Source organism: Campylobacter concisus, from assembly GCF_015230035.1.
GTDB lineage: Bacteria > Campylobacterota > Campylobacteria > Campylobacterales > Campylobacteraceae > Campylobacter_A > Campylobacter_A concisus_BK.
Genome location: NZ_JAAKZD010000004.1, coordinates 121,443 through 143,305, shown reverse-complemented (window position 1 = coordinate 143,305; position 21,863 = coordinate 121,443). Strand labels below are relative to the sequence as shown.

The window sequence follows — 21,863 nt, the reverse complement described above, 5'->3', positions numbered from 1 at the left end:
AATTATATAATTATATTAAGAAATGAAAAATCGCTCTTGCCTTTTGAGCAAAGCTTAAATTTTAGATTTTTGATATTTTTTTGCTTAAATTTGCTGATAACTTAAATTTGCTTAAATAGGCTATAATCCACCAAAAAAAGGAGAGATAATGCTAACACATTTAGATGAAAAAGATCGTCCAAAGATGGTCGATGTAAGCCCAAAAGATCCAACTAAAAGAGTAGCAACTGCTAGCGGGATCATCAAAATGAGCAAAGATGCTTTTAAGGCGATCAAAGAAAATACCGGCAAAAAAGGCCCAGTCATCCAAACAGCCGTCGTCGCTGCGATAATGGGCGCTAAAAAGACAAGCGAGCTAATACCTATGTGCCATCCACTGGCCATTTTGGGCGTGGATTGTGACATCGAGGAGCTGCCTGATATTTGCGCTTTTAAGCTTTTTGTAAGCGTAAAGATAGAGGGCAAAACAGGCGTTGAGATGGAGGCGCTAACAGGCGTGAGCGTGGGACTTTTAACCATTTACGATATGGTAAAAGCCATAGATAAGGGCATGGAGATCAGTAACATCGTGCTAGAGAGCAAAACAGGAGGCAAAAGTGGCGAATATATGCGATCTAAATAATAAAAAGGCAAAAATCGACTACCCAACACACTGGGAGTATAAAGTGATATTTGACGCTGGCATAAATGCCGAAGAGAAGGTAAAAGAGATAGTAAAAGATAGAGAATTTAAGCTAGTTTTTTCAAAATTTAGCAAAGATAAAAAATACGCTAGCTACGATCTAGCCGTGCTAGTTTTAAGCGAAGAAGAGAGGCTGGAGATTTTTTCAGCGTTAAAACACGAAGCAAAATACGTTTTATAAGGTAAAAATATGGATAAACTTGAGAAAAATTTACGTGATTATAAAGATAGCGAGGGGCTACTAACTAGCATAAAGGCTCTTTGCAACGACTTTTTTAAGGATGTCTCAGACAAAGAGGAAAACGCACTGCCTGAACTTTTGAAGCAAAAGATGAATGAGCTTTACGACAAGATGGACAAAGAGAGCCTCATAAATGCTAAAAACCTAAAAAGCGCTATGGAGGGGATAAATCAAGCTCTAGTTAGCGGCGAAGAGAAAGAGCTTTATGAGCTATTTGATAAAAGAGATGAGATAAATAGAGCCATCGAGGCAAAGCGAGAAGAGATAAAAAATAGGCTAAAAATTTCATTTGAAGCGGCTGAAGAGGTCGTAAAAGATAGAAATTTTGGTGAAAAAGAGGAAATTTTAGAGCTTTTAAACAATGCGATCATTAGAGAGACAAGGATGCTTGGCATCTTAAAAGAGAGCGCTCAAATCGCCTTTTTAACGACGCTTGAAGGCGCAAAGGATGTCGAAGAAACTGCTGGCGCGATAGCTAAAAATATGACCTATTCTGCGATAAGAGGTGGGGAATTTAGCAAAGAGCGAATGTTTGAAATTTCAAAAAATATCATCAGTGCAGCAGGGAATTTAGCAAATGAGGGGCACATCTTTGCAAAAGAGCTGATGAGTGGAGCGATAAACGGCACGAGAGATGGCATCTTAAGAGCTATTGAGAAGCTAAAAGATGAGGCGAAATTTGCTCCAGATGAGCTAAGGCTAAACTCACAGCTTTTAAATTTAAAAAACGTGGATGAAGAGTTTATAGCGCTTCTTAAAGAGCTTGAAAATGAATTTGACGGCGTGGCTAAAAGTGAGATCGAAAGCGTGATAAATAGCGAGCTTGATACAAATCTAGCAAAATTTAAACGCATAAGCGATCAAGCGATAGAGCAGATCAGCTCAAGGCTTGAAGAGCTAAAGTCAAACGGCGTTGCAAAGTTTGTGAGCGAGGCGAACAATAAATTTGAAGCTCTAAAGCAAGAGCTAAATGACAAGAGCAAAAAGCTAAAGCTAAATTTTGACGCAAATGACAAGCTTGAAGGCCTAAAACAAGATATCGCAGAGTTTGAGAAAAAGGCGAACGACAAGCTTGAAGACATCAAACAAATGGATATAAAATCAGAAGCTAAGAAATTTGGCGATAGAGCATATCAAGCCGCAAAAGACTTTTTAAACGTCATAAAAAAAGATAAAAAAGAGGAGTAAATTTGCCAAGCTTTTTGGCAAATTTATCATTTTGGCTAGGTCTTAGCCTAGCCATTTTACAACTTAAATTTATAAAAATAGATAGAGCAAAAACGCACCCAAGATCAAGCGGTAGATGACAAAAGGCAGCATCCTGATCCTTGAGATGATCTCCATAAATAGCTTCACGCAGATATAAGCACTCACTGCACTTATGATAACACCAAGAGCGATGTCGCTCCAAGGCAAGGCATTTGGATCTTTTATAAGCTTGATGCTTTCAAGTCCGCCAGCTAAAATGATCACTGGGATCGAAAGTAAAAATGAGAAATTTGCACTGCCCTTGTGGCTAAAGCCCAAAAATAAGGCCGCTGTCATCGTTATACCTGATCTTGAGACTCCAGGGATGAGCGCCACAGCCTGCGCTAAACCGATGATAAGAGCAAATTTTATAGTCATTTCATATTCGCTTTTATTTGTCGAGCGAAGATCAGCAAAGTAAAGTGCGATACCAAAGATGATCGTAGTAACAGCGATCACAACGCCACTTCTTGCGTACTCTTCGATCACGTTGTTAAACAAAAGTCCAAAGATGCCAACTGGAATAGTGGCAAATCCAACGCACCAGACAAGCAGGCTATCGCCCACCATCTTTCGTTGCGCGATCGAGGCAAAAAAGTCGCGAAGTAGCTTGAAAATCGTATCTTTAAAATAAAAAAGTATCGCGCTTAGCGTACCAACATGCACTGCCACGTCAAAAGCAAGCCCTTGATCTGGCCAGCCAAGTAGCTTTGGCACCAAGATAAGGTGAGCCGAGCTTGAAATAGGCAGAAATTCGCTTATGCCTTGCACCAAGGCTAAAACGATAACGTGAGAAATTTCCATAAAATGCCTTTTTTGATTGTAGATTGCAGTTGGGGATTTTACTCCCCAAAGTTAAATTTTATATAAGTTCGCTAGCAAAATTTGCAAGCTTTTGCGGAGTAAATCCGAAGTGATCAAATAGTTCATTTGCCTTGCCACTGGCACCAAAGCTGTTCATGCCATAAACTGCATCGGCAAATTTATACCACTCATAGCCAGTTGCAGCCTCAACTGCGATGATCGTTGTGTTTTTATCTAAAATTCTAGCCACATACTCAGCTGGCTGTTCGCAAAGCAGGTCAAAACAAGGCGCTGATACGACGTTTGCACCGATACCTTGCTCAGCTAGAAGTGCAGCTGCTTTTACACAAAGTGAGACTTCGCTGCCACTTGCTATAAATGTTATCTTCGCATCTTTTGCCGAGCTTAGAAGATATGCGCCGTTACTAACCTCGCCAAATTCGCCTTTAGCAAGTGGCTCAAGCCCTTGGCGACTAAGCACAAATGCACTTGGAGCGTTTAAATTTAGCGCTGCATGCCAGCTAGCTGCGTTTTCGTTGCCATCAGCTGGGCGGAAAGTGTAGAAATTTGGCATAGCTCTAAATGTGCTAAGCTGTTCTATTGGCTGGTGTGTCGGACCATCTTCGCCAACGCCGATGCTATCGTGCGTGAAGACAAAAAAGTGCTTGATACCCATTAGCGCTGCTATCCTCGCACTTGGCTTTAGATAGTCGCTAAAGATGAAAAATGTCGCTGAAAATGGCAAGAAAAGACCGTATCTGGCGATGCCATTGTTGATAGCTGCCATGGCGTGTTCTCTGATGCCGTAGTGGATATTTTTGCCATTTGGGAAGTCGCCCATGCCTTTTAGCTCGGTCTTGTTTGATGGAGCAAGATCTGCACTACCGCCGATAAAGCCAGGGAGTTTTTTAGCTATCTCATTTAAAATGACATGGTTTGTATCTCTTGTGGCTAGCTTTTTGTCGCTAAAGTCCGGAAATTCGATCTTGCTAAAGTCTGGATTAAGAAGGGAATTTAGCAAATTTTTGCCTTCAATGCTTAGTGCCTCAACCTTTTTGTTCCACATAGCCTCTTCAAGATCGCCCTTTTCTATCGCACCTCTAAATCTTAAAAGCACGTCCTCGTCGATAGCAAATTTCTTCTCAGGGTCAAAACCAGCTGCCGCCTTTGCCTTTTTGATGATCTCTTCTCCAAGTGGTGCGCCGTGGCTGTGGTGGCTACCCTCAAGCTCCATTGCGCCACGTGCTATGTGTGTGTTTGCGATGATGAGATATGGCGACTCTTTCTCGCTTGCTTGCTCTAACGCAAATTCGATCTGGTTATAGTCGTGTCCGTCGATGCGTGCGACCTCCCAGCCCTGCGCTTCAAATCTTGCCTTGACGTCCTCGCTAAATGCGATCGCTGTGTCGCCCTCGATCGTGATGTTGTTTGAATCATAAATGAGAACAAGGTTGTCTAGTCTTAAATTTCCTGCGATCGAACATGCCTCGTAGCTTATGCCCTCTTCAAGGTCGCCGTCGCCGCAAAGGCAGTAAATTTTATGATCGATTATTTTATTATCTGGCTCATTTAGCACGTTTGCAGCGTATTTTTCTGCCATGGCTAGGCCAACTGCATTTGCTACGCCTTGACCAAGTGGGCCAGTAGCCACCTCAACGCCTGGGGTGTGAATTTCTGGGTGTCCTGGAGTGTTTGAGCCAAGTTGGCGAAATTTCTTAAGCTCATCTAGGCTTAGATCGTAGCCGCTTAGGTGCAAAAAGCTATAAACCAAGCTTGACGCGTGACCACCGCTAAAAACGAGCCTATCTCTGTTTAGCCATTTTGGATTTTTAGGGTTGTGTTTTAAAAAGTTGCTTAAAACCACCATGATATCGGCTAGGCCCATAGGAGCACCTGGGTGTCCGCTGTTAGCGTTTTGCACCATATCAGCGCACAAAAATCTTATAGTATCGGCTTGTTTTTTTAGCATATGATCTCCTTTTATTGCGTCAGATTATACAAAAAAGTGATTAAAACTTGCCTTGCATTTTTGCTCAAAATGTCTAAAAAGTGATATAAATTTACGAAATTTACGCACTATCTTAGGTGCTTGTCTGTAAGCTCCAAGATCATCTTTGCAATGCTTGCATCTATCTGCTTTAGCGCCTCTTCTATCTCGCAAATAAGCTCATCTTTTTTCTTTTTTGCACCAGATAGACCAAGTAAATTTGTAAATGAGTTTTTAGCTAGGTCGTTATGCACGGGCTTTCCAGCGGCCGCTTCGTCGCTTGTAAGATCGATAATGTCGTCTTGTATCTGAAAAGCAAGCCCAAGCTTTAGACCGATATCATAAATTTTCTCGCACTCTGTTTCATCTAAATTTACTATCACAGCGCCCATTTTTAGACTTGCAGCGATGAGCTTTGCGGTTTTGTGGATGTGTAAAAAGACTAGCTCATCAAGGCTTAGCATCTTGCCAGAGAGGCCAAATTTAGCCTTTGCTCTTTTAATGTCCTCTTTGTCTGTATTTTCAAAAAAACAATCCAGCGCCTGCCCTAGTACCATGCCACTAACGCCAGCATTTTGGCTTAAAATTTCAACGCACTTTATACGAGTGTCAGCTGGCAACTCAGCGCGTGAAATTTCATAAAAAGCATGCGTATTTAGCGCATCTCCTGCAAGTATCGCGGTAGTCTCGTCGTATGTGACGTGAAGCGTTGGAGTGCCGCGCCTTAGGCTTGCATTATCCATAGACGGCAGATCATCGTGGATGAGCGAGTATGTGTGCATCATCTCAAGCCCCAAAGCCACTCTCATCGCCTTTTGCGTGAGGCTTTTATCGACATTTTCGACCACACCAAGAAGCAAAAGCGCCCTAAAGTGCTTGCCTCCAGCCTTTAGCATCACCCCAAGCGCCTCCTCGTAGTAAGGGTGAAAGCTAGGCGCCTTTGGCAAATTTGCATTTAGAAATTTTACGAAGTCCTCAAGTAGGCTCATTTTGGCACTCTTGCAAAGAACTGAAAGTCATTTCTAGTAAATAAAAGCACGAAATTTTGCAGATCGCTGATCTTTTCTAAAAGCTCCTCGCGGCTATTCACGCTCTCTTTGTTGTAGCCTAAAATTTTATCGCCGATCTTGATGCCAAAGATGTCGGCATTTGACTTTGGCTCGACCTTAGTAACGACTAAATTTTTATCAACCGTGATACCATAATCCACCAAAACTTTATCATCTAGCAAGCTCTCAGGCGACTTTGGCATGACGTTTAAATTTGGCAGATCAAGGCTTGATGGGGCGTCAATGTCTAGGCTTTGGTTAAATTTCACATCCCCGCTTACTGGCACTTGAAAGAGTAGCTCTTGCCTATCACGCTTCACGATGATGTCCAGTTTTGCGCCCTTTGGAGCAAAAAGCACCATCTCATTTAGCTCTCTTAGGCTCTTTGGCTTGATGCCATTTATCGTAACAAGCTCATCATCTACCATCATCATCTTGCCGCGGCCCAGTGGATCAACAAGTCCCACAAAAAATTTATCCTCTTTTTGCAAGAATTTCACGCCGATATCGCCGTAATATACGTCATCGTAAGATACAAAGTGCTTCAGATAGCGATTTGGTATAAATTTATCAGCTCCAACAGCTATGCCTATCATCTTACAACAAGGCGTGTTTATCTCGCCAGTTGCGTTATACTCGAAGCTTAGCGTGTCAAAGTCGCCTAAATTTTGCCCTAAAGACTTGATGTGACCCATGACGGTGTTATTAGAGTCGTTTAAGATACCAACCCAAGTGCTCTTTTTGATGCGCTCTTCATTAGTCTCATCAGCCATCACGATAGGGCTTAGCTCCTTGCTAGAACGGACCAAGAAAAGCTGCAAATATGGGTCAAATTTGACATATTCGCCAAGCGGAGCTCCGTCACTTTTTGGCACTGCGATCAAATTTTTAGTGATAGCCACGCCAAAGTGTTTATTTACCGAGACGATTGAGTTTTTGTTCTTTTCAAAGCAGGCGTTAAAGTCCTCTTGCGTAGGCCTAGGATCGGCGTTTAGGCAAAGTGCTGATAGCAAAAAAGCAAGGGCAAATTTATATTTTAGTCTCATTTTATCCCCATCGAAGCAAGGCCGCCAAGCATCCTTGAAGCGGTGTTTTTCTTATCGGCCTCAACCGATTTTAGCACGTCATTTACGGCGCTTATTAGCAAAATTTGCATACTCTCTTTATCTTCAAGCAAGCTATCATCTATGCTGATATCAAGTATCTCGCCGCTACCGTTTGCTCTCACGCTCACTAGTCCGCCACCGCTTTTTGCGCCAAATTCTTTATTTTTGCTCTCTTCTTCCATCTGCTTGGCTTGCTTTTGCACATCCTCAAGCATCTGCCCCATCTTTGAAAAGTCAAATCCCTCAAACATCGCCTACTCCTTTATGATCTCGTTTTTATTATTTACATGCACGATGGTTGGCTTAAATTTCTTAGCCTTTTTAAATTTCATACTAGCATACGCCACTATGATGACCACATCTCCTACGCAGACCTTTCTAGCAGCTGCGCCGTTTAGGCAAATTTCGCCTTTTTTGCCCTTTATCACGTAGGTGGCAAATCTCTCGCCGTTATTTACATCTAAAATTTCAACCTTTTGATTTTCTATCAAATTTGCAGCCTTTATAAGCTCCTCGCCGATGCTGATCGAGCCAACATAGTTTAAATTTGCGTCTGTTACGACGGCTCTGTGGATCTTACTAGCTAAAATTTCTATTGTCATTTTCTGCCTTGTTTAGTTTATTTGCACTCTATCACTGGTCTGTTTGCTAAAAATTTCTCGTTTAGCTTCTCTGCCTTTAGCGTCTTTTCTAGCTCGTCAAGGGTTTTAAAATTTCTAGCAAAAGATACGCCAACTAGTCCGCACTCGCTCGTTTTGGCAACGTCTAGAGTTATCTCGTAGCTGTTAAATTTTGGATTATTTGGCTCTGGATAGTAAATTTCTTCACGGTAAGAGCTGTCGCTACCTATCTTTTCTATCTTAAATTTGCCCTTTTTTGGATCTGTGGTTTTTTTTATCGCTGTTATAAAATCATCTATGTTTTTGATGCTTGGCGCATAGGTAACGCTGATTAGCTTACTCCATCCATAGCCGCCCTCATCTTCCAAATAATACTCCACCGTAAATTCATTTTGGTATTTTTGGTGATAAATTTGGCCGTCATACTCTATATTTTGAGGTAGGTTGGTCACTAGATAGCTCTTTTGGTTTGCGCTAGCTTGTGGCTTTTGCGGCTCTTTTTGAGCAGTGGCACATCCTAGTAGCAGCGCACTACAAGCAGCTACAAGGGCTAAATTTAAAATCTTCATCGTTTTTCCTTTCAAAAGTTATCTAGATAAAATTTCAAGCACCACTTCTTTGTCGCTAAATGGGTGTTTGACGCCCTTTATCTCCTGATATGGCTCGTCGCCTTTGCCAAGTATGACAAGCGCCCAGCCGGGTTCTAGCTTGCTAATGGCTAGAGCGATCGCCTCTTTGCGGTTGGCGTTTCGTATCAAATTTTCATTTTGGCTCATACCAGCGCAAATTTCATCGATTATGCTCTCTGGCTCTTCGCTTCTTGGATTGTCACTTGTGACGATGCAAATTCTTGCGTATTTTTGGGCTATCGCTCCCATTTTAGGGCGCTTTGTCCTATCTCTATCGCCGCCTGCGCCAAAGACTGCGATCAAATTTAGATGTCTAAGCGAGTTTAGCACCTTTTCTATGCCATCTGGCGTATGGGCAAAGTCCACGATGACTAGCGGATCGGTGCTGATGACCTCCATCCTGCCGCTCACGCCTTTAAATTTACTTATCGCCTTTGAAAGTGCGGCTGCGTCTGGGCGCTCTAGTAAGCAAACGGCACCAAGTGCTGCGATTAGGTTGTAAAGATTAAACTCGCCTTGAAGGCTTGAGTCTATCTCCACATCGCCATTTGGCGTCTTGATAACTGCGTCTATGCCGTCCTTTAGCCCATAAACTATCGGCGCAAAGCTAGCTGGCTTTTTGATCGCGTATGTGTAGGCGTTTTTTGGGTTAAATTTAACTCCACCATCGTCAATGTTTATGAGTTTTACGCTCTCATCGTCAAAAAAACTTGACTTTACCCTAGCGTACTCCTCCATACTCTTGTGGTAGTCTAGGTGATCTTGCGTTAGGTTTGTAAAAATTTTAAGAGCAAAATTTAAGCTCTCTATGCGTTTTTGAGCGATCGCGTGTGAGCTAACCTCCATCACGAAGTACTCACAGCCCTGCTCGCTGGCTACTTTTAGGTATGAGAGCGTCTTTAAAATGGCACTTGTCGTAAGCGCCTTGTCATCTATCTGCTCGCACTCTATAAATGCCCCTCTGGTGCCACTTAGGCCACATTTTTTGCCTAAATTTCGCAGGGTCTCGTAGATAGCCGCAGCCGTCGTGGTCTTGCCATTGGTGCCTGTGATGCCAACTATTTTTAAATTTTCATCGATCTTTAAAAGCTTTTTGCACTCTTCAAGAGTGATTATCTTAGCACCATTTTTTACCGCGTGTTCTACAAATTTCGCATTTGCAGTAGTTTGCACAAAGTATGCACCCTGCTCGCACTCGTTTGAGTCATCTGTTATAAAGCTATTTTCTACTGATATTTTCATCGTTTTGTCTTTTTTGTATCTCTTTAAAAAGCTGATCTATACGCTCGTCGCCGCCAAACATCACCGCCGCACTCTCAAGGTAGTTCATGCTCATATCGATGAAGTCATTTTTTATCAAATTTCCTAAAAATTCCAAAAAATCGTCTTTGTTTGAGATCATGACCTTGGTTGAGAACATGATGTTTTCAAAGACCTTTTTAAAGCTGCCGTCCTTATAAACAGCCCTTTTAAAGTCCTCGTAGCTGATCGCGTCTTGCTCTTCAAAGTACTCGCTCTCCTCGTCTCTGGACTCTAAAATTTTTAAAATTTCCTCCACGCCCTCGTCGTCTTCGCCGGCTCTTACTTTCGCCATGTAGTAGTCAAACAAGAGCTTTGCCTCTTCGGCATTTTCCTCGCCAAGAGAGCAAATTTGTATCAAAAATAGTAAATTTTTCTCCTGCGTCTTTTCGTAGGCTAGTGAAAAGTAAAAGATCGCATCTTTAAATTTAGAGCGTTTGAAATATTTTATGCCTATTTTTTTATAATCTATCAATGTCAAATTCCTCGCCGATTGGGACATTTATAACCTCAAGCTCTGGATGAATGTCGATGCGAAGCTGCCTTTCAAGGCCGTATTTTAGCGTGGTCGTGCTAGCCGCGCATCCGTGACAATGTCCTGTGAGTCTTACGTAAATTTTGCCATTTTTTATGCCAAGTAGCTCCATGCCGCCGCCGTCATTTTCAAGCATCGGTAGCACCTTTTGCAAACTCGCAGTCACTGGCTTTAAAAGCTCTTCATCACTAAATTGGATCATATTTTTTCCTTAAATTTTTTAGCTATTATAGCAGATAAAGTGCAAACAAACGTTTCCTAGGCTTTTGCTGGGGGCGTTTTGGCTTTAAATTTTGGTGGTTTTTTGTGAGAAAAAAGGGCAAATTTGCCCTTTAAGTTTAGTTTAGTAGAAGTGATTTTATATCGATTTTATGTTCAATCATCTTGCTCTCAAGCATAAATTCTTGCGTAGCCTCAAGCGCTTTTATATCATCATCCGTGATCTTTGGGCTAAAGTCGTACTGAGGATACATGCTCTTTACCGCCTCTATGCTTAGCCCAGTCTCCTCGGCTGTAAATTTAAGCGCCTCGTCCTCGTTTGCCTTGATGTAGGCTAAAATTTCATCCTGAGCTTTTTTAAATTTCTCAACTATGTCTTTGTGCTTTTTATAAAACTCTCCGCTTGTTGCCGTGACGATGACTGGTGTGATGACGCCTTTGCCAGTTGTCACTACATTTAGGCCTGATTTTTGAGCATTGTAGGCCGCTGGTCCTGCAAGAAGCGCTGCATCGACGCTGCCGTTTTCAAGTGCAGCTTGCGCAGCTGGGATACCCATAGAGATGAACTCTACGCCGTTTATGCTAAGCCCACCAAGCGCTAGGTATCTCACCAAAAGCTCGTTTAAGATAGTGCCTTTTGGGCCTGCTACTTTTTTGCCTTTTAGATCTTTTGGTGACTTGATGTTTTTATCTTTAGAAAATATGACAAAGGCCTCTGGTGCCCTTGAGTAGGCGCTTATGATCTTTATATCAGCCTTATTTGCAGCTGCAAGTATGACCGAAGTGCCGCCCACGCAGTTTAGAAACTGGAGCGAATTTGAAGCGAGCGCTTGCGTTTGCTTGGCACCTGAGGTGATCTCAGAGTACTCGACCGGCATGCCAAAAGACTTCGCGTAAAAGCCTTTAAATTTATCGACGATCGATGGGACGTTTAGCGGCGATTTGACGTAGGTCATGCCGATCTTATCTAGCCCTTCGCTTGCGTTTGCGACTAAACAAAGCAAAGAGGCCGCACACAAAACCTTAAAAAACTTTCTCATACTTACTCCTTTTAAAAATTTTCAAGATTATATAATCTTTTGCTTTATTTTGGTTTTAATTATCATTTTATTTACCTAAATTTCGCTCAAAATTTTGCGTTTTATCGCTATTAGCTCCTCGCTTAGTAGATCTCTTGGCCTTGCTAAATTTGATAGCTCGTAGTTTGACTTTATCCCGCCCTTTTCAAGCAAGATGATCTCATCAGCCAAAAATAGCGCCTCGTCGATGTTATGAGTGACAAAAAGGATGGTTTTACTAGCTTGTATTTTTAGGATTTCAGCCTGCATGCTAGCTCTAGTAAAGGCATCAAGCGCAGCAAACGGCTCATCCATAAGGATCAAATTTGCCTCGTACGCAAGCACTCTAGCAAGCGAAACGCGCGAGCTCATGCCACCAGATAGCTGCGAAACTGCGGCAAATTTAAAGTCGCTAAGCCCTATCATCGATATCAAACTATCGATTTTTGTAGCCTCTATTTCATGCTTTTTAAGCGCAAATGCAATGTTTTCATAGACGTTTAAAAACGGCATAAGGCGGGACTCTTGAAAGACGAAGCCGATCTTTACTTGCTCTTTAAATTTTATCTCGCCAAGACTTACGCTCTCAAGACCAGCGATAAGGCGCAAGAGCGTAGTTTTGCCACATCCGCTTCTGCCGAGTATGACGGTGATCTTATCTTTTTTTATGTTTAAGCTTAGCTCTCTTAAAACGTCGATCCGCTTTTCGCCTATAAAAAAATGCTTGGATAAATTTGAAATTTCTATCATTTTTCACCTCGCAAAAGGCTAAATTTCGCTATCAAAAGCAAAAAGAGCCTATCTATGAGCACGCCGCAAATGCCGATCGTAAAAATGCCCACAAATATCCTATCCGCGCGTGAGAGCTCCTCGGCGTCAAGTATGAGGTAGCCCAGCCCGCTTGAAGCCGCTATCATCTCAGCTCCGATGATCGCGCGCATGGCGTAGCCAAAGCCTATTCGCATGCCGACAAAGATATCTTTTAGTGCGCTTTTTAGGATGATCTTGTAAAAAATTTCAAATTTACTAAAGCCAAAAATTTTGCCAACCTCGATGAGCTTCACGTCGCAGCTCGTTAGCCCCTTTTGGATACTTAGAAACATCGGGAAAAACGAAGCTAGGATGATAATGATGATCTTTGGCGTCTCGTTTATGCCAAACCAAAGCACCAAAATGGCGATCAAACTAAGTGGCGGGATATTTCTAAAAAACTCCAGTATCCACTCGTAATAAACACTGATCTTTGGCAAAAGTGCGGCTATACCGCCAAGCACGAGTGCTAGGGCAAACGAGAGAGCATATCCTGCAAATATACGCTTGAAGCTGATGATCGTATGCGTGGCAAGCTCGCCGCTTAGGCTCATGCTATACATCGTCTTTAGCGTAGCTAGCGGACTTGGCAAGATATATGGCGTGAAAATTTCTAGCTCGCAAACGACCTGCCAGATGGCAAAGATCGCTAGGATCAAAATGCTCTTTTTAAAAATTTCCCTCACAGCCCATCTCCGTTGTGACAGCCGTTTTCGCAGTATAAAAGCTCGATGATCTGGTAATTTTTAAGCTCGCTAAATTTATATGAAAGGGCGTTTTCTATCTTCTCTTTACTGCTAAGACTTAGTGTTTTTACGTCCAAATTTGTGAAAAAGCCTGGCGGTACCGGACTTTGCTCGATGTTGCGCATCTTTAAATTTATAGCGTTTTGCTCCCTAAAGCTTTTCCACGTCAAAAATGTGGTTCGTGCTAAATTTAGCCCCCTGCCAAGCTCTGCCAAGTCCTCGCAAGGCGTCGTCACGTAAAGCCACTCGTCCTCTTTTAGCTTTGCTCTTAGCTCAAGCGCGCTTTCTATTAAAATGGGGTTTAAATTTGCGACGAGATCGGCCTGCTCTTTAAAATTTGTCCTGATGAAATTTACAGCTCTCGGACAGCGGCTATCGTAAATAAGCTCGCTTTGTGCAAGAGCGTTTTTGTATGCGTTTTTTACGCTTTTAACGTGGTCTTTTTCGCACTCTACTACACTAAAGCCTTTGTATTGCAAAATTTCTTTAAGCGCTGCAAAGTCGTAGATGTTTTTTACAACAGGATTTAACCAAACCACTTTTTTCATGAAAACTCCCGTCAAATTTAAAGAAAAATGTAATAATTAAAATCAAAATTGTATCACTTGAAAGTAAAAAGATGGCTTTGGAGGTTAAATTTATAAGAAAACGGCTAGACTTTTACGTCTAAATTTCGCTTTTTCTGGCTTTTCTCCATTAGCTTTATTATATCTATGCCGCTTTTTTCAAGGCGCATTAGCTCCTTAAGATAGGCAAATTTCTCATCTTTATTGATATCGTAGGTCGCTAGCTTCTCGCTTCGGCCGATCACTGATGCATAGACCTTGTTGCCGTCAAGTTTGTCGGTGTTTTGCACATTGTAAAGCGACAGCACGCCCTCTATCACCTCTTTAAATTTCGCGCCGCTCTTCATGCCAGCCTTCATCAGCGTCAAAAATCTCTGCCTGCTCTCATTGTCAGTGAAATTTATACTTTGCATTGTCTCATATTCGATCGGTGGCTTGTTCGTACTAGTTAGCATTGAGATAGCCTTCTTGCCTATCGTAATACTCTCCACGCCGACCCTCTCGCCAAGATATTGCCTCAGCGCATAGTCCAGCCACCTATCTTTAAATTCTTCTACACTCATGTCCTTATCAAGTATCTCAAAGCCCTCCACGTGGCTCTTGTGCCTAAGTCCGAGCAAGGTGCCGCTATCATCTTTTGACGTGTACTCTTTCGCGAAGAGATCGACGTTTGTTGGATAGTATCCGATGATCGATTCGTAAAGCCTTCCAAAACCAAGCGCTCCAGTCTGACTAACAAAGCTTTTAAGCTCGTTTATCTCATCTTGGCTCATTTGCTTGTCGTATCCCATGAGTTTGCCCCAGATGCTTATCTTGCCATTGGCGGCTATGCCTGTGAGCGAGTTGTCTTTAGCAAATTTTAGTGGCTCATCATCTTTATTAAATTTGCTCTCATTTGTGCGACTTAAATTTGTCTGCTCGCTGCTTTGATTGGCGTTTTGAACTAATTTTTGGGATGATAAGTTTAAGGAATTTTCGTCCGCACTAGGCTTACTACGGCTAGCGCTTTGCTCTCTAATATTTTGAAAGCCGCTATATAAATTTACATTAGCGCCGTTTACGCCACCTATCATCTCAAATCCTTTATAAGATAGTTAAAACAAATATCGTCTTTTTCAGAGTAAAATTTAGAAATTTGTAGAGTTTGACTTGTAAATTTAGGCTGACTTAGGACTGGATAAATTTAGACATTTGAGAAGGCTGGAATTTAGAATTTACTTTGTAGAAATTTGCATCTATCGGCTTTTATTGTATCTGGTTTAGCTTTATTATATATAGTCTATATATTCGGTTTTGGATTTATCATATACAACTCTTTTGTCATATCATAGGCTATTTCGGATCAAATTTATGTCATCTTCTTGGCCACTCTAGTTACATTAGCCAAGCCCTTTTTACAGTTTATCAAAATTTAGAATTTTGCAACTTCGTGAATTGTAAATTTGAAATTTCTTTTTTGAATAAATTAAATTTGAGATAGTTTGTCTAGATAATTTGCCCTGCTTTTTGCATTTTAAATATATAGCCTTAATCCTAAAATTTCGCAAAATAGCTTATAAATTTGACCCAGAACCACTCAAAATAGAAATAACACGCCTAAAGCAAATATCACAAAAAATCAACGAAGTAAAATTTAAAAAACCAACTAGCTCTAAATTTATAAATTTATGGCATAAGCTTTAAAATTTAATAGATAAATTTGATCTATAAATTTAAAACCTCATTTCTGAGATTTTTGGCATAAATAAAAAGCATCTGTTTGTTTTTTTGTGCTTAAAAGACACTATAAATTTACTTATACCAACTATTTTAACCTATAGCATCAGCTCATCTAAAAGCCACGAAATCAAATTTATAATGCTCCGACTTGTAAATTCACTACACACAGAATGGATAAAAAATTTAATACAAAAACTTTAAAAAATAAACGTAAAAAAACAAATTTAGAAAGATAAGAGAGCCAGATAGGCTCTCTGGGGATTATTCAGCTACTAGCTCTATATAAGCCATCTCAGCTGCGTCGCCTCTGCGAACGCGAGTTTTGATGATTCTTGTATAGCCACCGTTGCGCTCTTTGAATTTTGGAGCTACTTCAGTAACTAGCTTATTTGTAGTCTCTTTGTCTTGCAATGAAGCAAATACTGCTCTGTGAGCGTTAGAGTCGCCCTTTCTAGCTCTTGTGATAAGCTTTTCAACATAGCTTCTAAGCTCTTTTGCTTTTGGTAAAGTTGTCTCTATCTTTTCGCTTTTGATGATAGCTATCGCTAAATTCTTAAGCAATGCAGATCTATGAGATGACGTTCTACCAAGTTTGCGATATCCGTGTTTATGTCTCATCTATTGTCCTTTTATTCTTTTGCACTCATTTGTGATTTTAGCTCGGTTATTTTCTTTCTGAGTTGCTCTTTGCTATCTTTTAACACATCGACACCAACTGGATAGCCTATCTCTTCCATAACCGCTTTTATCTCTTCAAGAGATTTTTTACCTAAATTTTTAAGCTCTTTAAGCTCATTTTCGTCCATCAACGCAAGCTCACCGATAAATCTAATATCAGCTTTATCAAGGCAGTTAAAACTTCTAGCGCTTAAATTTAGATCTTCTACACTAGAAAGTAGCTTTGAGAACTCGCCGCTTGCGCTTGAACTAGCAACTGGCGCACTAACATCAATATCTAAAATTCCTTTAAATACTGACATTTGTTGATACATAGCTTCTAAACAATTTTTAAAAGCTTCTACTGGACCAACTTGACCATCTGTTGTTATCGTAAATACGATCTTCTCGTAGTCTGGGTCATCTTCAACCAAGACGTTTTGTATCTCATAAACTGCTTTTTTAACAGGTGTAAAGAAAGCGTCTAGTGCGATATACTCGTCTTCGATCTCTTCTCTGATCTCTTCACTAGGAACATATCCGATACCTTTTTGGATGATAACTGAGAAATTTAACTCAGCATCTTCGTTGATAGTTGCAAGATATGCGTCTGGATTAACGATCTCAACTAGGTCGTTATTTAGGTCAGCTCCAGTTATCTCTTTTGGTCCTTTAAAGCTATACTCTATAACTTCACGCTCACTGCCGCTTTTTAATTTAAATCTGATCTTCTTCAAATTTATAATAAAAAATGCCACGTCTTCAAGCATACCACGCATACTATCAAATTCGTGACTAACGCCTTTTATCTTTACGCCGATAGGAGCAAAGCCTACTGTGCTTGTGTAAAGAAGACGGCGTAGTGGGTGAGCCAAAGTAACAGCATAGCCTGCTTCAAAAGGATATGCTGTAATGTTAGCGACGTTTTCGCTAACACTTTTAACTTCTATTTCAGTTGGCATATAAGCTGATGTAGTAATCTTTCTCATCTTTATACCCTCTATTATTTTGAGTAAAGCTCTACTATAAATCTTTCCTCAACAGGAATGATAACCTCTTCTCTTTCTGGATTTCTAGTGAAAATTCCAAATTTTTTCTCTTTTTCCACATCTACCCAAGCAACGATGCCAGTTTGAGCTGTAAGATCGATCGCGCGAACGATTTGTGGATTGTTTTTAGATTTCTCAGCAACTTCTACTTTAGAGCCTGGCTCCACTCTGTAAGATGGGATATCCACTCTCTTGCCATTTACTAAAATATGTCCGTGAGTTACTAGCTGGCGAGCAAAACGACGAGTCGTTGCAAAGCCCATTCTGTAAACAACATTGTCTAATCTCTGCTCTAGTAGTTGAACCAAAAGAGCACCAGTGTTGCCCTCGCGGCGTGCTGCTTCTTGAAACAATCTTCTAAATTGTTTCTCTGAAACGCCATACATAAATTTAGCTTTTTGCTTCTCGCGAAGTTGTAAGCCATATTCGCTTATTTTTGCTCTTCTTTGTCCGTGTTGTCCTGGTGCATAAGGTCTTTTTTCTAAAGCGCTTTTACCAGCGAGTCTTCTTTCGCCTTTTAACGCAAGAGACACACCAAGACGTCTTTCTAATTTTTCAACAGGTCCTGTATATCTAGCCATAATAATTTCTCCTAATTTTCTCTAATTATACGCGGCGGCGTTTTGGCGGTCTGCAACCATTGTGTGGTAAAGGTGTGATATCTTTGAAGAAAGTTACTTTTATACCTTCAACACCACCTACACTCTTAACAGCCGTTTCACGTCCGCTACCTGGACCTTGAACCTTGATGCCAACTTCTTTAATGCCGTGCTCTTTTGCTTTGTTTAAAGCATCTTCTACAGCTTGTTGAGCTGCATAAGGAGTTGATTTTTTACTACCCTTAAAGCCTAAGCCACCTGCACTACTCCATGCAATAGCATTTCCCATTTCATCAGTTACAGTTACCATAGTGTTGTTAAATGTTGCACTGATATAAACGATACCTTTGGCTATGCTTTTTCTAACTACTTTTTTCTTAACAATTTTTCTTTTCGCCATTTATTATCCTTTAACCATTGCCTTACTTAGTAGCCGCACCGACAGTTTTACGTCTGCCTTTTCTGGTTCTAGCATTAGTTTTAGTCTTTTGACCACGAACAGGAAGACCTTTTCTGTGGCGAAGACCTCTGTAACTTCCAAGATCCATAAGAGCTTTGATATCCATAGCAACTTGTTTTCTCAAATCACCCTCAACGACGTGGTGCTCTTGAATTTCTTTACGGATAGCTGCTGCTTCGTCTTCGCTAAGCTCATAAACTCTCTTGTCGTAAGAAATTCCAGCTGCGTCAAGAATTTGACGAGATTTATAAAGACCTATACCATAGATATAAGTCAAACCATACTCGATTCTCTTTTTGTTTGGTAAATCTACACCTGCAATACGTGCCATGCCTTATCCTTGTCTTTGTTTATGTTTTGGATTTTCGCAGATAACACGAATTATGCCACTACGTTTGACAATTTTACATTTGTCACACATCTTCTTTACAGAAGGACGAACTTTCATTTTAGTCTCCTAAAAATTTATTCCACTTTTTTAGGGGCTGCATCAGGTCTAAAGAAATAATTTAAACCAACTATTTTCAAAATAAGTGGGGAACTTTGAAAATAATTCTTCATACAGCTTTTCGCAAAGCTTGGATTTTACCCAAAACCAGCTTTAAATTTACTTAGCATATTTGCCACAAAATCAAATTTACTTATATCTATAAGTGATCCTGCCCTTGTCTAGGCTATATGGCGTAAGTTCTACTTTTACGCGGTCGCCAGGCATTATCTTTATATAATGCATTCTCATCTTTCCGGCGATATGACATAAAATTATATGTTTGTTGTCAAGCTCAACTTTAAAAGTTGCATTTGGCAGTGCTTCAACAACATTTCCATCAATCTCAATGACATCGTCTTTTGCCACAAACTCTCCTTTCTTTAAATTTGCTATAAATTTTACGCTTGGCTTAAAATTTCGGCTTTGCCATTAACTATCGCCATGCAATGCTCATAATGGCTAGTTCTCAAACCATCTTTTGAGGTTACTTTCCAGTTATCGCTTCCCAAAACTGGTGTGCCATCTTTTTGGCAGATCATCGGCTCTATACAAAAAATCATCCCCTCTTTTATCTTTGGTCCAGCTTTTGGGTTGTTTCCTTCAAGATAGTTTGGAATTTCTGGCTCTTCGTGTGGTCTTTTGCCTATGCCATGACCGCAATATCCGCGCAAAGGTACATATCCTCTACCAAGAATAAATTTCTCAAGCTCATAGCTAATCTCTTTAAAATGCATACCAGCTCTTATAAAATCAATCGCAAAATAAAGTGCGTCTTTTGAGCAAGCGATCAAAGCCTCGTCTTCTTTTGAAATTTTACCAACCCCAAAAGTCCTAGCCGAGTCACCAAAGTAACCATCTAAATTTGAACCAATATCAACGCTAACGATATCGCCCTCTTTTAGTTTATACTCGTTTGGAATTCCGTGGATTACCACTTCATTGACGCTTATGCAAGCTGCATTTGGAAAGCCGTAAAGCCCTTTAAAGGCCGGTTTTGCTCCAGCAGCTCTTATCATATCTTCACAAATTTTATCTATCTCAAGAAGGGAAATTCCAGGTTTTATGATCGTAGAAACGTGATCAAGAGTTCGAGCGACGATCTTGTTCGCCGCTCTCATTTTCTCTATCTCAGCTGGTCTTTTTAGCGTGATAGCCATTTTATAGACCTACTGCACTTAGAGTTTGGTATTTATTTGTATAAGACTGAGCTTCTATACGTCTCATCGTATCAAGTGCTACTGAAACCACAATAAGAACTGATGTACCGCCAAAATAAAATGGTACGCCCATGGTCTTTACAAGTACCCAAGGTAATGTTGAAATGATACCCAAGTACAAAGCTCCACCTAAAGTTAGTCTGCCAGCTACTTCATTTAGATAGCTAGCCGTACTCTCGCCTGGTCTAACACCTGGGATAAATCCGCCTTGTTTTTTCAAATTTTCACTTATATCTTTTGTGTTAAAGACGATAGATGCGTAGAAAAACGCAAAGAAGATAATAAATAAAAATGTTAAAACATTAAACATATAGCCATTTGGACTTAAAAAGTCGTTAATAGCTTGGATTACTGGATTTGTGCTAGCCTGCAAAATAGTACTTGGAAACATCAAAATCGCACTAGCAAATATTGGTGGGATAACGCCACTTAAATTTACTTTGATCGGTATATAGTTCATTATACGTTTATTTTGATTTTCCATTATCACTTTTCTTGAGTAAGAAATAGGGATACGTCTTTCACCCATCTCGACAAAGATAATAGCACCAATGGTCGCTAGAATAATCACCAAAATAGCAATTACTGTTAGGAAATTCATCTCAGAAGTATTTACCAAATTTACAGTTCCGCCGATCGCACTAGGTATGCCAGAGACGATGCCCGCAAAGATGATAAGACTTATACCATTGCCTATACCGCGCTGCGTGATCTGCTCGCCTATCCACATAAGTAGCATAGTGCCAGTTAGCATAGATACAGCAGAGATCGCGATAAATAAATTCATATCTATCATGATAGCTTGCTCGCCGCCACGACCGCTTAAGCTTTGAAGTCCGATAGAGACGCCGATTGATTGTACAAGAGTGATAACGATAGTTGCATAACGTATGATTTGCATATATTTTTGCATACCGTCGCGCTCTTTTTTCATCTGACCTAACTTTGGAAATGTCGCTGCTAGAAGCTCCATGATGATCGAAGCTGTGATGTAAGGCATAATGCCTAGAGATATGATACTTAAACGCTCAGCGGCTTTACCACTAAACATATTAAATAGACCCAAGGCGTTGCTATTGTTTGAATTGAAAAATTCTTTAATTACGTCGACATTAACACCAGGAACTGGCACATAAGCCAGTATCCTGTATGCGAACAAAAATGCCAACGTGATTAAAATCTTGTTGGTCAGTGTTTTATCCATTATTTTGTTCCGCTAACGCTAACGTTCTCGTCTTTGATCTTTGAAGCAAGAGCTTTTGCGCTTGCACCGATTAGTTTTATCTTAGTAACGCTCTTTGAAATTTTATGAACGCTAGCTATTGTTGCGATTGAAATTTCCGCAAGCTCTTTTATAGCTGTGATCTTTTCAACATTGATAACATAAGGTTTTTCAAATTTAGAAGCAAAGCCTACCTTTGGAAGACGTCTTTGAAGTGGTTGTTGTCCGCCCTCAAAACCTCTTTTTTCATTATAGCCTTTTCTTGCTCTTTGACCTTTGTTGCCTTTGCCAGCAGTTTTGCCATTGCCACTGCCTTGACCACGACCTATTCTTTTAGTTGCATGAGTTGAACCTGCAGCAGGTGTTAATTTTTCTAATGCCATCTTAACTCCTTTCTCTTAGCTTTTTAGCAAACTAAGTGCTTTTATAGTAGCACGAACGACGTTTGCTGAGTTGTTTGAGCCAAGTGATTTAGTAAGGATATCCTTAATACCTGCAAGCTCGATGATAGGACGTGCACTACCACCAGCGATAACACCAGTACCTTCGCTAGCTGGGCGAAGTAACATTCTACTTGCGTTATATTTTACCTCTACATCGTGAGGGATAGTTGTGCCCTTGATCTTAACGTGGATAATATTTTTAAATGCGTCGTCAATTGCTTTTCTCATCGCATCTGGCACCTCTTTAGCTTTGCCATATCCAAAGCCAACTAGGCCATTTCTATTACCAACAACAACTAAAGCTGTAAATCTAAATCTACGACCACCTTTAACAACCTTTGTAACCCGACCGATATCGACGATTACTTCTTCAAATTCTTCTCTATTATATTTTTCCATCGATTTTCC

The 21,863-nt window shown here is 40.6% G+C and carries 29 protein-coding genes; 3 read left to right on the top strand and 26 right to left on the bottom strand.

The window, feature by feature from the left end:
* The first annotated feature begins 145 nt into the window (after nt 1-145).
* Genes moaC through G6W41_RS03975 form a run of 3 tightly spaced genes read left to right on the top strand, consistent with a single transcriptional unit; the run spans nt 146 to nt 2,111 of the window.
* On the top strand, nt 146-622 hold the full coding sequence (gene moaC / locus G6W41_RS03985) for a cyclic pyranopterin monophosphate synthase MoaC (protein WP_194170702.1): 477 nt from the start codon (nt 146-148) through the stop codon (nt 620-622).
* Nucleotides 597-863, top strand: coding sequence for an HP0495 family protein (locus G6W41_RS03980; protein WP_149703168.1), 267 nt, complete (start codon nt 597-599; stop codon nt 861-863). The genes moaC and G6W41_RS03980 overlap by 26 nt, the downstream gene beginning before the upstream one ends.
* 9 nt (nt 864-872) lie before the next feature.
* Complete coding sequence (locus tag G6W41_RS03975) at nt 873-2,111, top strand: hypothetical protein (protein ID WP_194170687.1); 1,239 nt, start codon at nt 873-875, stop codon at nt 2,109-2,111.
* Between the two features lie 69 nt (nt 2,112-2,180).
* On the opposite strand, the gene G6W41_RS03970 is transcribed toward G6W41_RS03975, so the two are convergent.
* The 26 genes from G6W41_RS03970 to rpsE form a co-directional block, all read right to left on the bottom strand.
* Nucleotides 2,181-2,975 (bottom strand): undecaprenyl-diphosphate phosphatase, encoded by a 795-nt coding sequence (locus G6W41_RS03970; protein WP_194170686.1) that lies wholly within the window; start codon nt 2,973-2,975, stop codon nt 2,181-2,183.
* Nucleotides 2,976-3,033: 58 nt separating this feature from the next.
* Complete coding sequence (gene tkt, locus G6W41_RS03965; protein ID WP_194170685.1) at nt 3,034-4,944, bottom strand: transketolase; 1,911 nt, start codon at nt 4,942-4,944, stop codon at nt 3,034-3,036.
* Nucleotides 4,945-5,051: 107 nt separating this feature from the next.
* Nucleotides 5,052-5,951, bottom strand: a complete 900-nt coding sequence (locus tag G6W41_RS03960) for a polyprenyl synthetase family protein (RefSeq protein WP_194170684.1) — start codon at nt 5,949-5,951, stop codon at nt 5,052-5,054.
* A complete protein-coding gene (locus G6W41_RS03955) occupies nt 5,948-7,057 on the bottom strand; it encodes a DUF7488 domain-containing protein (protein WP_194170683.1) in 1,110 nt (369 codons plus the stop codon). The genes G6W41_RS03960 and G6W41_RS03955 overlap by 4 nt, the downstream gene beginning before the upstream one ends.
* Entirely contained in the window at nt 7,054-7,368 is a 315-nt protein-coding gene (locus G6W41_RS03950; protein WP_002941513.1) for a YbaB/EbfC family nucleoid-associated protein, read from the bottom strand. Before G6W41_RS03950 ends, G6W41_RS03955 begins: the two co-directional genes overlap by 4 nt.
* 3 nt (nt 7,369-7,371) lie before the next feature.
* Nucleotides 7,372-7,719 carry an aspartate 1-decarboxylase gene (panD, locus tag G6W41_RS03945; protein WP_103557800.1) on the bottom strand — a complete coding sequence of 116 codons (348 nt, stop codon included), beginning with the start codon at nt 7,717-7,719 and terminating at the stop codon, nt 7,372-7,374.
* Between the two features lie 17 nt (nt 7,720-7,736).
* Nucleotides 7,737-8,306 (bottom strand): hypothetical protein, encoded by a 570-nt coding sequence (locus G6W41_RS03940; RefSeq protein WP_194170682.1) that lies wholly within the window; start codon nt 8,304-8,306, stop codon nt 7,737-7,739.
* An 18-nt stretch (nt 8,307-8,324) separates the two neighbouring features.
* Nucleotides 8,325-9,608, bottom strand: coding sequence for a UDP-N-acetylmuramoyl-L-alanyl-D-glutamate--2,6-diaminopimelate ligase (locus G6W41_RS03935; RefSeq protein ID WP_194170681.1), 1,284 nt, complete (start codon nt 9,606-9,608; stop codon nt 8,325-8,327).
* Entirely contained in the window at nt 9,586-10,140 is a 555-nt protein-coding gene (locus tag G6W41_RS03930; protein ID WP_009295268.1) for a hypothetical protein, read from the bottom strand. Before G6W41_RS03930 ends, G6W41_RS03935 begins: the two co-directional genes overlap by 23 nt.
* Nucleotides 10,127-10,402, bottom strand: coding sequence for a NifU family protein (locus G6W41_RS03925; RefSeq protein WP_194170680.1), 276 nt, complete (start codon nt 10,400-10,402; stop codon nt 10,127-10,129). Before G6W41_RS03925 ends, G6W41_RS03930 begins: the two co-directional genes overlap by 14 nt.
* 136 nt (nt 10,403-10,538) lie before the next feature.
* The gene (locus tag G6W41_RS03920; protein WP_194170679.1) at nt 10,539-11,459 is read right to left on the bottom strand and encodes an ABC transporter substrate-binding protein; all 921 of its coding nucleotides are present in this window, start codon (nt 11,457-11,459) and stop codon (nt 10,539-10,541) included.
* Nucleotides 11,460-11,534: 75 nt separating this feature from the next.
* Entirely contained in the window at nt 11,535-12,227 is a 693-nt protein-coding gene (locus G6W41_RS03915; protein ID WP_194170678.1) for an ABC transporter ATP-binding protein, read from the bottom strand.
* Nucleotides 12,224-12,973, bottom strand: a complete 750-nt coding sequence (locus tag G6W41_RS03910) for an ABC transporter permease subunit (protein ID WP_194170677.1) — start codon at nt 12,971-12,973, stop codon at nt 12,224-12,226. The genes G6W41_RS03915 and G6W41_RS03910 overlap by 4 nt, the downstream gene beginning before the upstream one ends.
* Nucleotides 12,970-13,581, bottom strand: a complete 612-nt coding sequence (locus G6W41_RS03905; protein WP_194170676.1) for a hypothetical protein — start codon at nt 13,579-13,581, stop codon at nt 12,970-12,972. Before G6W41_RS03905 ends, G6W41_RS03910 begins: the two co-directional genes overlap by 4 nt.
* Before the next feature lie 104 nt (nt 13,582-13,685).
* Nucleotides 13,686-14,672, bottom strand: a complete 987-nt coding sequence (locus G6W41_RS03900; protein WP_194170675.1) for a hypothetical protein — start codon at nt 14,670-14,672, stop codon at nt 13,686-13,688.
* Between the two features lie 907 nt (nt 14,673-15,579).
* Complete coding sequence (gene rplQ / locus G6W41_RS03895) at nt 15,580-15,936, bottom strand: 50S ribosomal protein L17 (protein ID WP_002941584.1); 357 nt, start codon at nt 15,934-15,936, stop codon at nt 15,580-15,582.
* Nucleotides 15,937-15,947: 11 nt separating this feature from the next.
* On the bottom strand, nt 15,948-16,964 hold the full coding sequence (locus tag G6W41_RS03890) for a DNA-directed RNA polymerase subunit alpha (RefSeq protein ID WP_002941564.1): 1,017 nt from the start codon (nt 16,962-16,964) through the stop codon (nt 15,948-15,950).
* 14 nt (nt 16,965-16,978) lie between these two features.
* The gene (gene rpsD, locus G6W41_RS03885) at nt 16,979-17,605 is read right to left on the bottom strand and encodes a 30S ribosomal protein S4 (protein ID WP_002941501.1); all 627 of its coding nucleotides are present in this window, start codon (nt 17,603-17,605) and stop codon (nt 16,979-16,981) included.
* 25 nt (nt 17,606-17,630) lie between these two features.
* Complete coding sequence (gene rpsK, locus G6W41_RS03880; RefSeq protein ID WP_002941551.1) at nt 17,631-18,023, bottom strand: 30S ribosomal protein S11; 393 nt, start codon at nt 18,021-18,023, stop codon at nt 17,631-17,633.
* 22 nt (nt 18,024-18,045) lie between these two features.
* The gene (gene rpsM / locus G6W41_RS03875; RefSeq protein ID WP_012140556.1) at nt 18,046-18,414 is read right to left on the bottom strand and encodes a 30S ribosomal protein S13; all 369 of its coding nucleotides are present in this window, start codon (nt 18,412-18,414) and stop codon (nt 18,046-18,048) included.
* Between the two features lie 3 nt (nt 18,415-18,417).
* Entirely contained in the window at nt 18,418-18,531 is a 114-nt protein-coding gene (gene rpmJ, locus G6W41_RS03870; RefSeq protein ID WP_002941545.1) for a 50S ribosomal protein L36, read from the bottom strand.
* Between the two features lie 189 nt (nt 18,532-18,720).
* A complete protein-coding gene (infA, locus tag G6W41_RS03865) occupies nt 18,721-18,939 on the bottom strand; it encodes a translation initiation factor IF-1 (RefSeq protein ID WP_002848031.1) in 219 nt (72 codons plus the stop codon).
* 32 nt (nt 18,940-18,971) lie between these two features.
* Complete coding sequence (gene map, locus G6W41_RS03860; RefSeq protein WP_194170674.1) at nt 18,972-19,730, bottom strand: type I methionyl aminopeptidase; 759 nt, start codon at nt 19,728-19,730, stop codon at nt 18,972-18,974.
* Nucleotide 19,731: 1 nt separating this feature from the next.
* Nucleotides 19,732-20,994 carry a preprotein translocase subunit SecY gene (secY, locus tag G6W41_RS03855; protein ID WP_009295263.1) on the bottom strand — a complete coding sequence of 421 codons (1,263 nt, stop codon included), beginning with the start codon at nt 20,992-20,994 and terminating at the stop codon, nt 19,732-19,734.
* Nucleotides 20,994-21,395 (bottom strand): 50S ribosomal protein L15, encoded by a 402-nt coding sequence (gene rplO, locus G6W41_RS03850; protein ID WP_103609786.1) that lies wholly within the window; start codon nt 21,393-21,395, stop codon nt 20,994-20,996. Before rplO ends, secY begins: the two co-directional genes overlap by 1 nt.
* A gap of 15 nt (nt 21,396-21,410) precedes the next feature.
* On the bottom strand, nt 21,411-21,854 hold the full coding sequence (gene rpsE, locus G6W41_RS03845; protein WP_002941646.1) for a 30S ribosomal protein S5: 444 nt from the start codon (nt 21,852-21,854) through the stop codon (nt 21,411-21,413).
* Between the last annotated feature and the right edge of the window lie 9 nt (nt 21,855-21,863).

What these genes read in the sequence shown, in the direction of transcription:
- map (WP_194170674.1), bottom strand. Translation starts at nt 19,730, where the DNA reads ATGGCTATCACGCTAAAAAGACCAGCTGAGATAGAGAAAATGAGAGCG.
- G6W41_RS03900 (WP_194170675.1), bottom strand. Translation starts at nt 14,672, where the DNA reads ATGATAGGTGGCGTAAACGGCGCTAATGTAAATTTATATAGCGGCTTT.
- G6W41_RS03975 (WP_194170687.1), top strand. Translation starts at nt 873, where the DNA reads ATGGATAAACTTGAGAAAAATTTACGTGATTATAAAGATAGCGAGGGG.
- rpsD (WP_002941501.1), bottom strand. Translation starts at nt 17,605, where the DNA reads ATGGCTAGATATACAGGACCTGTTGAAAAATTAGAAAGACGTCTTGGT.
- G6W41_RS03960 (WP_194170684.1), bottom strand. Translation starts at nt 5,951, where the DNA reads ATGAGCCTACTTGAGGACTTCGTAAAATTTCTAAATGCAAATTTGCCA.
- panD (WP_103557800.1), bottom strand. Translation starts at nt 7,719, where the DNA reads ATGACAATAGAAATTTTAGCTAGTAAGATCCACAGAGCCGTCGTAACA.
- G6W41_RS03905 (WP_194170676.1), bottom strand. Translation starts at nt 13,581, where the DNA reads ATGAAAAAAGTGGTTTGGTTAAATCCTGTTGTAAAAAACATCTACGAC.
- rplO (WP_103609786.1), bottom strand. Translation starts at nt 21,395, where the DNA reads ATGGCATTAGAAAAATTAACACCTGCTGCAGGTTCAACTCATGCAACT.
- secY (WP_009295263.1), bottom strand. Translation starts at nt 20,994, where the DNA reads ATGGATAAAACACTGACCAACAAGATTTTAATCACGTTGGCATTTTTG.
- rplQ (WP_002941584.1), bottom strand. Translation starts at nt 15,936, where the DNA reads ATGAGACATAAACACGGATATCGCAAACTTGGTAGAACGTCATCTCAT.
- G6W41_RS03925 (WP_194170680.1), bottom strand. Translation starts at nt 10,402, where the DNA reads ATGATCCAATTTAGTGATGAAGAGCTTTTAAAGCCAGTGACTGCGAGT.
- rpmJ (WP_002941545.1), bottom strand. Translation starts at nt 18,531, where the DNA reads ATGAAAGTTCGTCCTTCTGTAAAGAAGATGTGTGACAAATGTAAAATT.
- G6W41_RS03955 (WP_194170683.1), bottom strand. Translation starts at nt 7,057, where the DNA reads ATGAGACTAAAATATAAATTTGCCCTTGCTTTTTTGCTATCAGCACTT.
- G6W41_RS03935 (WP_194170681.1), bottom strand. Translation starts at nt 9,608, where the DNA reads ATGAAAATATCAGTAGAAAATAGCTTTATAACAGATGACTCAAACGAG.
- rpsM (WP_012140556.1), bottom strand. Translation starts at nt 18,414, where the DNA reads ATGGCACGTATTGCAGGTGTAGATTTACCAAACAAAAAGAGAATCGAG.
- rpsE (WP_002941646.1), bottom strand. Translation starts at nt 21,854, where the DNA reads ATGGAAAAATATAATAGAGAAGAATTTGAAGAAGTAATCGTCGATATC.
- G6W41_RS03950 (WP_002941513.1), bottom strand. Translation starts at nt 7,368, where the DNA reads ATGTTTGAGGGATTTGACTTTTCAAAGATGGGGCAGATGCTTGAGGAT.
- rpsK (WP_002941551.1), bottom strand. Translation starts at nt 18,023, where the DNA reads ATGGCGAAAAGAAAAATTGTTAAGAAAAAAGTAGTTAGAAAAAGCATA.
- G6W41_RS03940 (WP_194170682.1), bottom strand. Translation starts at nt 8,306, where the DNA reads ATGAAGATTTTAAATTTAGCCCTTGTAGCTGCTTGTAGTGCGCTGCTA.
- G6W41_RS03970 (WP_194170686.1), bottom strand. Translation starts at nt 2,975, where the DNA reads ATGGAAATTTCTCACGTTATCGTTTTAGCCTTGGTGCAAGGCATAAGC.
- G6W41_RS03915 (WP_194170678.1), bottom strand. Translation starts at nt 12,227, where the DNA reads ATGATAGAAATTTCAAATTTATCCAAGCATTTTTTTATAGGCGAAAAG.
- G6W41_RS03920 (WP_194170679.1), bottom strand. Translation starts at nt 11,459, where the DNA reads ATGAGAAAGTTTTTTAAGGTTTTGTGTGCGGCCTCTTTGCTTTGTTTA.
- G6W41_RS03890 (WP_002941564.1), bottom strand. Translation starts at nt 16,964, where the DNA reads ATGAGAAAGATTACTACATCAGCTTATATGCCAACTGAAATAGAAGTT.
- tkt (WP_194170685.1), bottom strand. Translation starts at nt 4,944, where the DNA reads ATGCTAAAAAAACAAGCCGATACTATAAGATTTTTGTGCGCTGATATG.